The sequence below is a fragment of the Gordonia sp. UBA5067 genome, from assembly GCF_002414845.1.
GTDB lineage: Bacteria > Actinomycetota > Actinomycetes > Mycobacteriales > Mycobacteriaceae > Gordonia > Gordonia defluvii.
The window spans coordinates 22,549-36,002 of record NZ_DIAX01000084.1; the positions used below are offsets into that span (position 1 = coordinate 22,549).

The 13,454-nt window shown below is 67.9% G+C and carries 11 protein-coding genes; all 11 read left to right on the forward strand.

Annotated elements, in window-relative coordinates:
- The first annotated feature begins 73 nt into the window (after window positions 1-73).
- The 11 genes from argC (at window position 74) to tyrS (ending at window position 13,157) form a co-directional block, all read left to right on the forward strand.
- Window positions 74-1,111 (forward strand): N-acetyl-gamma-glutamyl-phosphate reductase, encoded by a 1,038-nt coding sequence (gene argC, locus B4M62_RS13760; RefSeq protein WP_290714039.1) that lies wholly within the window; start codon window positions 74-76, stop codon window positions 1,109-1,111.
- Window positions 1,108-2,325: a bifunctional glutamate N-acetyltransferase/amino-acid acetyltransferase ArgJ gene (argJ, locus tag B4M62_RS13765; RefSeq protein ID WP_290714041.1), complete on the forward strand. Its 1,218-nt coding sequence runs from the start codon at window positions 1,108-1,110 to the stop codon at window positions 2,323-2,325. Before argC ends, argJ begins: the two co-directional genes overlap by 4 nt.
- Window positions 2,322-3,212, forward strand: coding sequence for an acetylglutamate kinase (argB, locus tag B4M62_RS13770; RefSeq protein ID WP_290714043.1), 891 nt, complete (start codon window positions 2,322-2,324; stop codon window positions 3,210-3,212). Before argJ ends, argB begins: the two co-directional genes overlap by 4 nt.
- Complete coding sequence (locus B4M62_RS13775) at window positions 3,209-4,426, forward strand: acetylornithine transaminase (protein WP_290714045.1); 1,218 nt, start codon at window positions 3,209-3,211, stop codon at window positions 4,424-4,426. Before argB ends, B4M62_RS13775 begins: the two co-directional genes overlap by 4 nt.
- A complete protein-coding gene (argF, locus tag B4M62_RS13780) occupies window positions 4,423-5,361 on the forward strand; it encodes an ornithine carbamoyltransferase (protein WP_290714047.1) in 939 nt (312 codons plus the stop codon). Before B4M62_RS13775 ends, argF begins: the two co-directional genes overlap by 4 nt.
- Entirely contained in the window at window positions 5,358-5,837 is a 480-nt protein-coding gene (locus B4M62_RS13785) for an arginine repressor (protein WP_290714049.1), read from the forward strand. Before argF ends, B4M62_RS13785 begins: the two co-directional genes overlap by 4 nt.
- 77 nt (window positions 5,838-5,914) lie before the next feature.
- On the forward strand, window positions 5,915-7,114 hold the full coding sequence (locus tag B4M62_RS13790) for an argininosuccinate synthase (RefSeq protein WP_290714051.1): 1,200 nt from the start codon (window positions 5,915-5,917) through the stop codon (window positions 7,112-7,114).
- The gene (argH, locus tag B4M62_RS13795; RefSeq protein ID WP_290714053.1) at window positions 7,111-8,538 is read left to right on the forward strand and encodes an argininosuccinate lyase; all 1,428 of its coding nucleotides are present in this window, start codon (window positions 7,111-7,113) and stop codon (window positions 8,536-8,538) included. The genes B4M62_RS13790 and argH overlap by 4 nt, the downstream gene beginning before the upstream one ends.
- A gap of 61 nt (window positions 8,539-8,599) precedes the next feature.
- A complete protein-coding gene (locus tag B4M62_RS13800; protein WP_290714055.1) occupies window positions 8,600-11,563 on the forward strand; it encodes an AMP-binding protein in 2,964 nt (987 codons plus the stop codon).
- A 95-nt stretch (window positions 11,564-11,658) separates the two neighbouring features.
- On the forward strand, window positions 11,659-11,877 hold the full coding sequence (locus tag B4M62_RS13805; RefSeq protein ID WP_290714057.1) for a Trm112 family protein: 219 nt from the start codon (window positions 11,659-11,661) through the stop codon (window positions 11,875-11,877).
- On the forward strand, window positions 11,874-13,157 hold the full coding sequence (gene tyrS / locus B4M62_RS13810; RefSeq protein ID WP_290714059.1) for a tyrosine--tRNA ligase: 1,284 nt from the start codon (window positions 11,874-11,876) through the stop codon (window positions 13,155-13,157). The genes B4M62_RS13805 and tyrS overlap by 4 nt, the downstream gene beginning before the upstream one ends.
- Window positions 13,158-13,454 lie beyond the last annotated feature (297 nt).

Here is a 13,454-nt window from a genome sequence, read left to right on the forward strand (position 1 = left end):
CGCCGGCCGGCCCATTCGGGGTACGTCCCGGGCCGGAAATGAATGATGTTGCACGATGATGCATAATGATTCTATGACGATTTCTGTGGCTGTGGCCGGTGCCTCCGGGTACGCCGGCGGCGAGATTCTGCGCCTATTACTCGGGCACCCGCGCGTCGTGTCGGGCGAGGTGACGATCGGGGCGCTGACCGCGGGCGGAAACGCCGGCTCCGCACTCGGCGAGCATCACGGCAACCTGCTTCCGCTGGCCGATCGCGTGCTGGTGGAGACCATCCCGGAGACTTTGGCCGGGCACGACGTCGTCTTCCTCGGGCTGCCGCATGGGACATCGGCGGCGATCGCCGACACGCTGCCCCCGGCGACCCTGATCATCGACTGTGGCGCCGACTTCCGGCTCACCGACGCCGACGAGTGGCAGACCTACTACGGCGGTGATCATGCCGGTAGTTGGCCCTACGGACTGCCCGAATTGCCCGGCAACCGGGAAAGACTGGCGTCGGCGAGCCGCATCGCCGTGCCCGGGTGCTATCCGACGGTGTCGATCCTGTCGCTGTTGCCCGCGCTCACGGGCGGCCTGGTCGACCCGCACGTCACGGTCGTCGCGGTCAGCGGCACCTCCGGCGCCGGCCGCTCGCTGAAGGTCGACCTCCTCGCTTCGGAAGTCATCGGCTCGGCGCGCGCCTACGGCGTCGGCGGCACGCATCGTCACACCCCGGAAATCGCCCAGGCGCTGTCGGAGGCCGCCGAGCTCCCGGTGTCGGTATCGTTCACGCCGGTCCTGGCCCCGATGTCGCGCGGGATCCTCGCCACCTGCACAGCGCGCACCACGGCCACCGAATCGGAGATCCGCGTCGCCTATGAGAACGCCTACGCCGCCGAGCCCTTCGTCCACCTGCTGCCGGCCGGCCGATTCCCGGCGACCTCCTCGGTGATCGGCTCCAACGCCGTGCAGCTATCGGTATCGGTTGACGAGCGGGCGGGCACCCTGGTGGCCGTCGGAGCCGTCGACAACCTCACCAAAGGCACCGGCGGTGCCGCAGTCCAATCGATGAACCTTGCTCTCGGCTTCGATGAAGTCGAGGGCCTCACCACCGTGGGAGTGGCCCCATGACACCGAAACATGAAGCCGCCTACCGGCTTTGGCGTACCCAAGGCGTCACGGCGCCGCTCGGGTTCCGGGCGGCCGGAATTCCCGCCGGGATCAAGGCCAACGGCAACTTCGACTTGGCGCTCGTCTTCAACGAAGGGCCCGAGTATGCCGCGGCGGGGGTGTTCACCGCGAACAAGGTGAAAGCCGCGCCGGTGCTGTGGAGCGAGAAAGTGCTCCGGTCGCGGTGGTTGCGGGCGGTCATACTGAATTCCGGCGGTGCTAACGCCTGCACCGGGCCCGCGGGCTTCGCCGATACCCATCAGACCGCCGAAGCCGTCGCCGAGGCGTTGTCGAACTGGGGGACCGAGACCGGTGCCATCGAGGTCGCCGTTTGCTCGACGGGGCTGATCGGCGATCGGCTGCCGATGGACAAGCTGCTGCCCGGGGTCACCGAGATCGTCCACGAGATGGCCGGCGGGCTGTCCGGTGGCACCGACGCCGCCCATGCCATCATGACCACCGACACCGTGCCCAAACAGGTGGCGGTGCACCACCACGACGGATGGAACGTCGGTGGGATGGCGAAGGGGGCGGGCATGCTCGCCCCTGCCCTGGCGACCATGCTCGTCGTCCTCACCACCGACGCCCTCGTCGAGCCCGAGCAGCTCGACCTCGCCCTGCGGCGCGCCACCGCGCGGACCTTCGACCGGCTCGACGTCGACGGCGCGACGTCGACCAACGACACGGTGCTGCTGCTCTCCTCGGGGGCCAGCCAACTCCGGGTCGCGCAGGATGCGCTGGATGCGGCCGTCTTTGCTGCCTGCGACGATCTGGCCGCCCAGTTGATGGCCGACGCCGAGGGGGTCACCAAGCGGGTGATCGTGGAAGTCGTCCGCGCCGCCGACGACGACCAGGCGCTGGTCGGCGCCCGCACGATCGCGCGCGACTCACTGGTCAAGACCGCACTGTTCGGCTCCGACCCCAATTGGGGTCGCATCATGGCGGCCATCGGGATCGCCCCCATCGACCTCGACCCGGACACGATCGCGGTCTCCTTCAACGGCAGCGAGGTGTGCCGCAACGGCGTTGGCGTCCCCGGCGCGCGCGAGGTCGATTTGTCCGGCGCCGACATCCACCTGCTCGTCGACCTCGGGATCGGGTCGGGCACCGCGTCGATCCGCACGACGGACCTGTCGCACGCATACGTCGAAGAGAACTCGGCGTATTCGTCATGAGTGCGGCGTTTGAGCGGGCCCAGCTACTGGCCGATGCCCTGCCCGCGCTCCAGGAACTGCACGGCGCGACCGTCGTCGTGAAGTATGGCGGCAACGCGATGGTCGACGATGAGCTCAAGCGGGCCTTTGCCGACGACATGGTGTTGCTGCGCGCCTGTGGCATCCATCCGGTCGTCGTGCACGGCGGCGGCCCGCAGATTTCGGCAATGCTCGCCCGCGTCGGCCTCGAGGGGGAGTTCCGGGGCGGGTTCCGCGTTACCACCCCCGAGGTGATGGACATCGTCCGGATGGTGCTGTTCGGGCAGGTCGGACGCGAGCTAGTCGGCCTCATCAACACTCATGGCCCCTACGCGGTGGGCATCACCGGTGAGGACGCGCACCTGTTCACCGCCACCCGCCGGACGGTGCTGGTCGACGGCGAGCAGACCGACATCGGGCTGGTCGGCGACATTGCGGCGGTGAACACCTCGGCCATCGACGACCTGATTGCGGCCGGCCGGATCCCGGTGGTCTCGACCATCGCCCCCGACCGGGACGGGGTGGCGCACAATATCAACGCCGATACCGCGGCCGGCGCACTGGCCGAGGCGTTGGGCGCCGCGCGCCTGGTAATGCTGACCGACGTTCCCGGGCTGTACACGAACTGGCCGGATCGCTCGTCGCTGACGAGCCATCTCGGTGCTGACGCCCTGGCCGAACTGCTGGGATCGCTGGACGCGGGGATGATCCCCAAGATGGAGGCCTGCCTGCGCGCCGTGCGGGGCGGGGTTTTCGCGGCGCAGGTGATCGATGGGCGGGAACCGCACGCGGTGCTGGCCCGACTGCTGGCCGCACCGGATGACGAGTCGGTCGGCACCACGGTGACCGTCAACGAGGAGGACAGATGACCGCCGGAAACACTGATCAAACGCGGGCGTGGCAGGCGCGCTGGACGACCTCGATGATGAACAACTACGGCACCCCCGCGGTGGCGCTGACCCGCGGCTCCGGTGCCGTCGTCACCGACGTCGACGGTCGTGAGTATCTCGACCTGTTGGGCGGTATCGCGGTCAACGCGCTCGGCCACGGCCATCGCGCGATCATCGACGCCGTGACCGAGCAGATGACGACGCTGGGTCATGTGTCGAACCTGTACATCGCCCCGCCCGTCGTCGAGTTGGCCGAGAAGTTGCTCGCCAGGTTCGGCGTCGACGGTGCGCGGGTGTTCTTCTGCAACTCGGGAACCGAGGCCAACGAGGCAGCGTTCAAACTCGCTCGGCTCACCGGCCGCAGTGAGATCGTGGCCGCCGAGAAGGGCTTTCACGGGCGCACGATGGGTGCCCTGGCGATGACCGGGCAGCCCGCCAAACGGGCGCCGTTCGAGCCGATGCCGGCAGGGGTGCGATTCGTCCCCTACGGTGATGCCGAAGCGCTCGACGCTGTTGTCGGCGAGAACACCGCCGCGGTCATCCTCGAACCGATCCTGGGGGAGAGTGGCGTCATCGTGCCGCCGGGGGACTACCTCGCGCGCGCCCGGGCCCTCACCGCCGAGCGGGGGGCCCTGCTCGTCTTCGACGAGGTGCAGACTGGCATCGCCCGGACCGGTGCCTTCTTTGCCCACCAGGCCGCCGGTGTCGTGCCCGACGTGATGACTCTGGCAAAGGGGCTCGGCGGCGGCTTCCCGATCGGCGCCGTCATCGCCGGTCCCCGGGCCGCCGATTTGTTCGCGCCGGGGATGCACGGCACCACCTTCGGCGGCAATCCGATGAGCGTCGCGGCCGCACTTGCCGTGCTGGAAGTGATCGACCGGGACGGTCTGGTCGACCACGTTGCCGCCGTCGGCAAATCGCTGGCCGCGGGGATCGAAAGCCTGGACCATCCACTGATCGATCACGTCCGGGGCGCGGGGCTGCTCCTGGGAGTCGTGCTGCGCGCGGACATTGCGAAGGCCGTCGAGGCCGCCGCCCGCGACGCCGGATTCCTCATCAACGCCCCGGCTGCCGACGTGCTGCGCCTGGCACCGCCGCTGATCCTCACCGAGGAGCAGGGACAGACCTTCGTCGATGCGCTTCCCGGCCTCCTCGACACCGCACAGGACGCCGAAAAAGGAGGAGAATCATGACCCGCCACTTCCTGCGCGACGATGACCTGACACCCGACGAGCAGGCCGAGGTGCTGGCGCTGGCCGCCGAGCTCAAAGCGAACCCGTTCGCGCAGCGGCCGCTGGCCGGTCCACGCGGGGTCGCGGTGCTCTTCGACAAGAGTTCGACGCGCACCAGATTCTCGTTCGACGTCGGTGTCGCCCAGCTGGGCGGGCACGCCGTCGTCGTCGACACCGGTTCGACCCAGATGGGCCGGGACGAGTCCCTCGCCGACACCGCCCGCGTGTTGTCGCGCTTCGTCGACGCGATCGTGTGGCGAACCTTCGGTCAGGAGCTTCTTGAGGAGCTCGCGGAGTTTGCGGCCGTTCCGGTGGTCAATGCGCTGTCCGACAGTTTCCACCCGTGCCAGGTGCTGGCCGATCTGCAGACGATCATCGAGCACAAGGGCACGGCGGCCGGGCTGACCATGACCTACCTGGGCGACGGGGCCAACAACATGGCTCACTCGTTGCTGCTGGGCGGGGCCACCGCGGGCATGCACGTGCGGATCAGCGGACCGGCGGGGTTCACCCCTGATGCGGCCGTCCTCGCCGCGAGCGTGGAGCGGGCCAAACTCACCGGTGGATCGGCGACGGTGATCACCGACCCGATCGAGGCGGCCAGTGGTGCCGACGTGCTGGTTACCGACACCTGGGTCTCGATGGGGCAGGAGGACGACGGCAAGGATCGGGCCGCCCCCTTCCGGCCCTACCAGATCAATGCCGAGCTGCTCGCGCAGGCCGCCGAGGGCGCCATCGTGCTGCACTGCCTGCCGGCGCACCGGGGCGACGAAATCACCGACGAGGTGATGGACGGCCCAGCCAGCGTGGTGTTCGACGAGGCGGAGAACCGGCTGCACGCGCAGAAGGCGCTGCTGGTCTGGTTGCTGGCCAGTCAGAACGGCCCACTGACGTGATCACCTCCACCACGCGGGCCGCGCGGCACGCCCGCATCGTCGAAATTCTGTCGACGCGGACGGTCGGCTCGCAGACCGAACTCGCCGAGATCCTCGCCGCCGCCGGCGTGGAGGTGACCCAGGCGACGCTGTCCCGCGACCTCGACGAGATCGGGGCGGTCAAACTGCGCGGTGCGGATGGCGGGCCCTGGGCCTACATCGTGCCCGAAGACGGCTCCCCGGTGCGGGGAGTGGTCGGCGGCACCGACCGGCTCGCCCGCCTTCTTGGTGAGATGCTGGTGGGCACCGACGCCGCCGGGCAGCTCGCTGTCCTGCGAACCCCGCCGGGTGCCGCGGGCTACCTTGCCAGCGCGCTCGACCGTGCCGGCCTGCCCGACGTCGTCGGCACGATCGCCGGTGACGACACCATCTTCGCGCTCGCCCGAGAACCGATGACTGGCGCCGAACTGGCGAAACACCTGGAGAAGCTGGTCTGACGACCCGGCGTGCCGATCCGCTGGGCCGGCCCGCACAATAGAACCGACAAATCACAACCCGTAGGAGCACACACCCCATGGCCGAACGCGTCATCTTGGCATACTCCGGAGGCCTCGACACCTCCGTCGCGATCAGCTGGATCGCCAAGGAAACGGGCAAGGAAGTTGTCGCCGTCGCCATCGACCTCGGGCAGGGCGGCGAGGACATGGAAGTCGTCCGCCAGCGGGCGATCGACTGTGGCGCGGTGGAAGCGGTCCTGGTCGATGCGCGGGACGAGTTCGCCGACGAGTACTGTCTGCCGACGATTACCGCGAATGGCCTCTACATGGACCGTTACCCGCTGGTGTCGGCGATCAGCCGGCCGCTCATCGTCAAGCACCTCGTGCAGGCGGCGCGCGATCACGGCGGCACGGTGGTGGCGCACGGCTGCACCGGCAAAGGCAACGACCAGGTGCGCTTCGAGGTCGGCTTCAACACCCTGGCCCCCGATCTTGAAGTGCTCGCCCCCGTGCGCGACTACGCGTGGACCCGGGAGAAGGCCATCGCGTTCGCCGAGGAGAACGCCATTCCGATCAACGTCACCAAGCGCTCGCCGTTCTCCATCGATCAGAACGTGTGGGGCCGCGCGGTGGAGACCGGATTCCTCGAAGACCTGTGGAACGCCCCCACCAAGGACGTGTACGACTACACCGAAGATCCGACGATCAACTTCAACGCGCCCGATGAGCTGATCCTCACCTTCGAGAAGGGCCGTCCGACCGCCATCGACGGGAAGCCGGTCTCGGTGCTGACCGCGATCGAGGAGCTCAACCGGCGCGCCGGTGCCCAGGGGGTGGGTCGCCTTGACGTCGTCGAGGACCGGCTCGTGGGGATCAAGAGCCGGGAAATCTATGAGGCGCCCGGCGCCATGGTCTTGATCACCGCCCACGAAGAACTCGAGCACGTGACACTCGAGCGGGAACTGGGCCGCTACAAGCGCCACATTGACCAGAAGTGGGCCGAGCTCGTCTATGACGGCCTCTGGTACTCGCCGCTCAAGTCGGCCCTGGACACGTTCGTCGATCACACCCAGGAACACGTTTCCGGCGATGTCCGGCTGATGCTCCACGGCGGTTCGATCATCGTCAACGGCCGCCGCTCGGCGGAGTCGCTGTACGACTTCAATTTGGCGACCTACGACGAGGGCGACACCTTCGACCAGTCGAACGCGAAGGGCTTCGTGCAGTTGCACGGCCTCTCGTCGAAGATCGCCGCCCGGCGCGACCTGGGTCTATGAGCTCGGACAGGGATTCGGCCACCAACGCCGGCGCGTTGTGGGGCGGGCGGTTCGCCGACGGCCCCGCCGCGGCGATGGCCGCGCTGAGCCGTTCCACGCAGTTCGACTGGGTGCTGGCCCCGTTTGACATCGAAGCATCCAAAGCCCATGCCCGGGTACTGAACAAGGCCGGCCTGCTCACCGACAGTGAGCTCACCGGGATGCTCGACGGGCTGGATCGGCTCGCCGGCGACGTCGCCAACGGCTCTTTCGGTCCTGCCGAGTCCGACGAGGATGTTCACGGCGCGCTGGAACGGGGCCTCATCGAGCGCGTCGGACCGGAGCTGGGCGGACGGTTACGCGCGGGCCGCTCGCGCAACGATCAGGTCGCCACCCTGTTCCGCATGTGGCTGCGGGCAGCCTACCGGCGGGTCGCCGCCGGTATCCTGGGCGTCGCGCAGGCGCTGGTCGACCAGGCCGCCGCCCATCCCGACGTCGTCATGCCGGGTAAGACGCACCTGCAGGCCGCCCAGCCGGTGCTGCTGAGCCATCAGTTGCTCGCGCATGTCCATCCGCTGTTGCGGGACCTCGACCGGCTCGCCGACGCCGACCGCCGTACCGCGGTATCGCCGTATGGGTCGGGCGCGCTGGCGGGCTCGTCCTTGGGGCTCGACCCGGCAGCCATCGCTGCCGACCTCGGGTTCGACGGCCCGATGGCCAACTCGATCGACGCCACGTCGTCCCGCGATTTCGCCGCGGAGGCGGCTTGGGTGTTTGCGATGATCGCCGTCGATCTGTCGCGATTGGCCGAGGAAGTCATCGCATGGAGCACGCCGGAGTTCGGCTACATCACGCTCGCCGACGCCTGGTCGACCGGCAGTTCGATCATGCCGCAAAAGAAGAACCCCGATGTCGCCGAGTTGACCCGCGGTAAGAGTGGTCGGCTGATCGGCAATCTGACCGGACTGTTGGCGACCCTCAAAGCACAGCCGCTGGCCTACAACCGCGACCTGCAAGAGGACAAGGAGCCGGTATTCGACTCGGTGGCACAGCTGGAGATGCTGCTGCCCGCGATCGCCGGAATGGTCGGCACCCTGACATTTCACGCCGACCGGATGGCCGAGCTCGCCCCGGCGGGTTTCACGCTTGCGACCGACATCGCCGAGTGGCTGGTGCGACGTGGGGTGCCGTTCCGCATCGCCCACGAAGCCGCGGGCGCCTGCGTCCGCGCCGCCGAAGAGGCCGGTATCGGCCTGGCCGACCTCGACGACGCGACTTTCGCCGCGATCAACCCGGACCTGACCGGCGAGGTCCGGGATGTCCTCACCGTGCGCGGATCGATCGAGTCGCGCAGCGCCCACGGCGGGACCGCCTCGTCGGCGGTGGCCGTCCAGATCGACGGTGTGCGAGCCGATCTGGCCACCCATGGACGGCGCTGGCAATAGAGTGAACGGGCACGTCTCGGCTGGGGGTCAGTCGGGCGCAGAGCAGAGGTGGAGTTTGCCAATGGGAATCGGCGGAGCGGTCAATCGGGTGTTGGCGACGGCGCAGAACGGGTTGGAGGTCCTCCGTTTCGGCGGACTCGAGACCGGCACCGAGCCGGCACCGTTCCAGGTGGTCGAAACCGAGAAGATGTTTCGGTTGCGGCGCTACTTCCCCGACGACGAGGACTCGGTCGCCGACGTCATCCTGGTGCACCCGATGATGGTCTCGGCCAACATCTACGACGTCACCGAGGACAAGGGCGCGGTGTCGGTGCTACATCGGTACGGCATTACCCCGTGGGTCGTCGATTTCGGGTCGCCGGACCGGGAGGAGGGCGGACGGGAGCGAACCCTGGCCGACCACATCGTGGCGCTTTCCCGGATCGTGGACATCGTGCGTGAAATCACCGGCCGTGACGTCCACCTGGCCGGCTACTCCCAAGGCGGCATGTTCGTCTACCAGTGCGCGGCGCTGCGCCGATCCGAGGGCATCGCCAGCGTCATCACGTATGGCTCGCCGGTCGACGTGCTCGCGGCCCTACCCCTCGGACTGCCCGCGGGCATCGCCGCGCCGGGCGCGGAATTCCTCGCCGACAAGATCTTCCCGCATATCTCCATTCCCGGCTGGCTGGCCCGTACCGGCTTCCAGTTGCTCGACCCGGTCAAGACGGCCCGCAGCCGCCTGGACTTCTTGCTGCAACTCCACGACCGTGACGCGCTGCTGCCGCGCGAGGATCAGCGTCGGTTCCTGGAGGACGATGGCTGGGTGGCGTGGTCGGGCCCGGCGATTGCCGAACTGCTCCGCCAATTCGTGTCGCACAACCGCATGATGTCGGGCGGGTTCGTCATCAACGGCGACCTGGTGACACTGGCGGAGGTCACCTGCCCGGTGCTGGCTTTCGTCGGTACCGCCGACGACATCGGCCAGCCGGCGGCCGTTCGGGGGATCTTGCGCGCTGCACCGAAGGCGCAGGTATACGAATCGCGGCTGCCGGTGGGACATTTCGGTCTCGTCGTCGGATCGGTGGCCGGCGGGCAGACGTGGCCGACGACGGCCGAATGGATCCGGTGGCGCGACGACCTCGGTCCCGAGCCCGAGGACGTCGAGGCGATGGCGGACCATGCCGACGAGTCGGGCACCGGCGTCACGATGTCCTCGCGGGTTCAGCACGGCCTGAACGCGGTGGCTGATGCCGGGGTGGCCGCCGGCCGTGACCTCGTCGACACCGCGGTGGCGGTGCAGCGCACGTCGCGCGCGATTGCCGCCGAGTCGGTCCGCACCGTTCCGCGACTGTTCCGCCTCGGTCAGATTCAGCCGAGCACCCGCATCTCGCTGGGCAAGCTCATGTCGGAGAACAATCGTCGTGCGCGGAACAAGGAACTTTTCCTGTTCGAGAACCGCGTGCTCACCCACGAGCAGGTCAACACCCGCATCGACAATGTTGTCGCCGGTCTGATCTCGTGCGGTGTCCGTCCCGGGCAACGCGTCGGCGTGCTGATGGATACCCGGCCGAGTGCACTGGTCGTCGTCGCGGCGCTGTCGCGGCTGGGCGCGGTCGGGGTGTTGTTGACCACCGACCTGGACATTTCCGTCGGTATCAAGATCGCCGAGGCGCGGGTCGTCATCGCCGATCCGAACCACCTCGAGGTCGCACGCGAGCACTCGAACCGGGTGCTCGTGTTGGGTGGTGGTAGCGGCGACGCACGGGTGATCGAGGCCGCCGACGGGGAGTCGGTGGTCGATATGGAGCAGATCGACCCGGCGGCGGTGCGGTTGCCGAGCTGGTACCGGCCGGACCCGGGGTTGGCCGGCGACCTCGCCTTCATCCTTTTCACGCGAGGTGCGACGTTCGATCTGACGCCCTGGCCGGTGACCAATCACAGGTTCGCGATCTCTGCATTCGGCGCTGCGTCGGCGGCTGGCCTGACCAGTACCGATACGGTCTACTGCTTGCCGCCGCTGAGTCATCCGTCGGGCCTGTTGACCACGCTGGGCGCCACTCTCGTCGGCCGCTCCCGTATCGCGCTGTCCAATGGGGTGGACGCTAAAACCTTCAGCACCGAAGTGATGCGCTACGGCGTCACCGTCGTCTCCTACACCTGGACGATGATGCGCGACGTGGTGCGGTCACCCGACTTCGAGATCGATCAGCACAATCCGATCCGGCTGTTCATGGGCTCGGGTATGCCGCCCGGGCTGTGGGCCGAAGTGCTGGAATCCTTTCCGCGGGCCCACGTGCTCGAGTTTTTTGCGACTGCGGACGGGTCGGCCATTCTGTCCAACCTGTCCGGGGTCAAGCTCGGCGCCATGGGACGGCCGCTGCCAGAGACGTCCGACGTCGAGATCGCGGCGATCGACGCCGAGAACGAGACACTGCGAGTCGGGGCGGACGGGTTCATCGAGAAAGCCGCCGTCGGCGAGGTCGGCCTGCTCCTGTCGGCTGCGCGGCACCGATTCGCCACGAACGGACCGGTGCTGTCGGATGTGTTCGCCCCACACGACCGGTGGGAACTGTCCAACCACCTGTTCCGGACGGACTCGGCCGCCGACCTCTGGTACATGGGAGCCACCGCCTCGGTGATCGTGTCGCGCGACGGATCGGTGTATCGCCCGCCAATCGAGCAGGCGCTGTCGTTTGCCCGCGGTGTGGACCAGGTCACCGCGTACCGGGTTCAGGTGGGCGGAGGCCTGGCGGCCGGCGGCGACGATCTGGCCGTCGCGGCCATTACCGCCCGGGCAGGATCGGCCAGCGCCGTCACGGTATCCACGTTGCGGGCGGCCCTCGGCAGGTTGCCGGCACAGGAGCGCCCGCATCTGATCACGATGGTGGATTCGATCGAACTCAGCGAATCCTATCGACCGCTGAGCAGTTCGTTGGCCGCGCAGGGCGTGCCGAAGCCGGGTGCCCGGGTCTGGTACCGCGACGACGAGGGGCGCTATCGGCGGTTCACCAAGGCGGTCGCCACCGAACGCGGGTGGGAGTAGGCGGCCGACCTGCTGGGGCGCGCGGGTGCTGACTGACTAGAATTGCTGAGGTCGGCGGGTCCGTCGTCGGCACAAAATCTTGGAGGAGTCCACCGATGTCTCGCGCAGCTGAAATCGATCCGATTGTCCGGGAGCGGCTTGTCTGCCCGACCGATCACGGGCCGCTGCTCGATGCCGGCGACGAGTTGTACAACCCGCGCCTGAGGGTCGCCTACCGGATCGATTCCGACGGGATCCCGGTCATGCTGGCCGGTGAGGCCCGCGCGGTCGGCGACGCCGAGCACGCGACGATCACCGGCGGTGCCGACCGGTGAGCGGTATCGACATCGTCGACGAACTCCAGTGGCGCGGATTGATCGCCGCGTCGACCGATCTCGACGAGTTGCGCCAGCACCTGGCGACCGGCTCGGTCACCCTCTATGCCGGATTCGATCCCACCGCTGCCAGCCTGCACGCCGGGCACCTGGTGCCACTGCTGACGTTGCGGCGGTTCCAGGAGGCCGGGCACCGGCCGATCGTGCTGGCCGGCGGGGCCACCGGCCTCATCGGTGATCCGCGTGATGTCGGTGAGCGGACCATGAATGCGCAGGACACCGTCGCGCAGTGGGCCGACCACATCGGCGACCAGCTGCGGCGGTTCGTGAGTCTGGACCCCGGCTCGGCTAACGCGGCGCTCATCGTGAACAACATGGAGTGGACCGGGCAGCTCAGTGCGCTGGACTTCTTGCGCGATATCGGCAAGCACTTCTCGGTGAACGTGATGCTGGCTCGGGAGACCGTGAAGCGGCGGCTGGACAGCGACGGGATCAGCTACACCGAGTTCAGCTACCTGCTGCTCCAGTCCAACGACTTCGTCGAACTCAACCGGCGATACGGATGCACCTTGCAGATCGGCGGATCCGACCAGTGGGGCAACATCGTGGGTGGTGTCGACCTCGGGCGGCGCCTCGACGGCACGTCGCTGCACGCATTGACCGTCCCGCTGGTGACATCGTCGGATGGGAAGAAATTCGGCAAGTCCACCGGCGGCGGAAGCCTGTGGCTCGACCCAGCGCTGACACCGCCGTATGCCTGGTACCAGTACTTCGTGAACACTGCCGATGCCGACGTCGTGCGCTACCTCAAGTGGTTCACCTTCCTCGGGCGCGACGAGATCGATGAACTTGCCGCGGCCACCAGCGACACACCGCACTTGAGGCTCGCCCAGAAACGCCTGGCCGCGGAGATGACGACGCTGATCCACGGGGCCGGTCAAACGGCCGCCGTCGAGCAGGCCAGTGCGGCGCTCTTCGGGCGGGCCGAACTCGCGGGCCTGGACGAGACGACCGTTGCCGCCGCATTGGGGGAGACCGCGATAGCCGAGTATCCCGCCGATGCCCGGCCGACCATCGTGGAGTTGCTCGTCGACAGTGGCCTCGTCGACTCGAACAAGGCCGCTCGGCGCGCTATCGGCGAGGGCGGCGCCTACGTCAACAACGTCAAGATCGACGACGACGGGTGGATGCCGGCCGAGGCGGACTTGCTCCACCGCAGGTGGTTGGTCCTGCGCCGGGGGAAGAAATCCTTTGCCGGGGCGCGGTTCGGACTTCGATAGATCCTAGAAATATCGCTCTGACCAGCCGATTTGCGGAGTGGATCGCAGCTGTGTAACTTACTTAATGCACCGCAGCGAGCAACAGAAACCAGATGGCCTCGGCGATTTGGAAACTGTCACCGCGCCTGGTAGTATCGGTGGTCCGAGTCGCTTAGACCGAGACCCGATACAGGGAAACGGATCAAGTGGCGCAAAACCCTGAGAACAAGGTCGTGGTCTCTGACTGCGCCCTGGGGAAGCTTTGTGAAACGAACCGGCAACGGTTACGCCACGGGGTGTGTGTTCTTTGAGAACTCG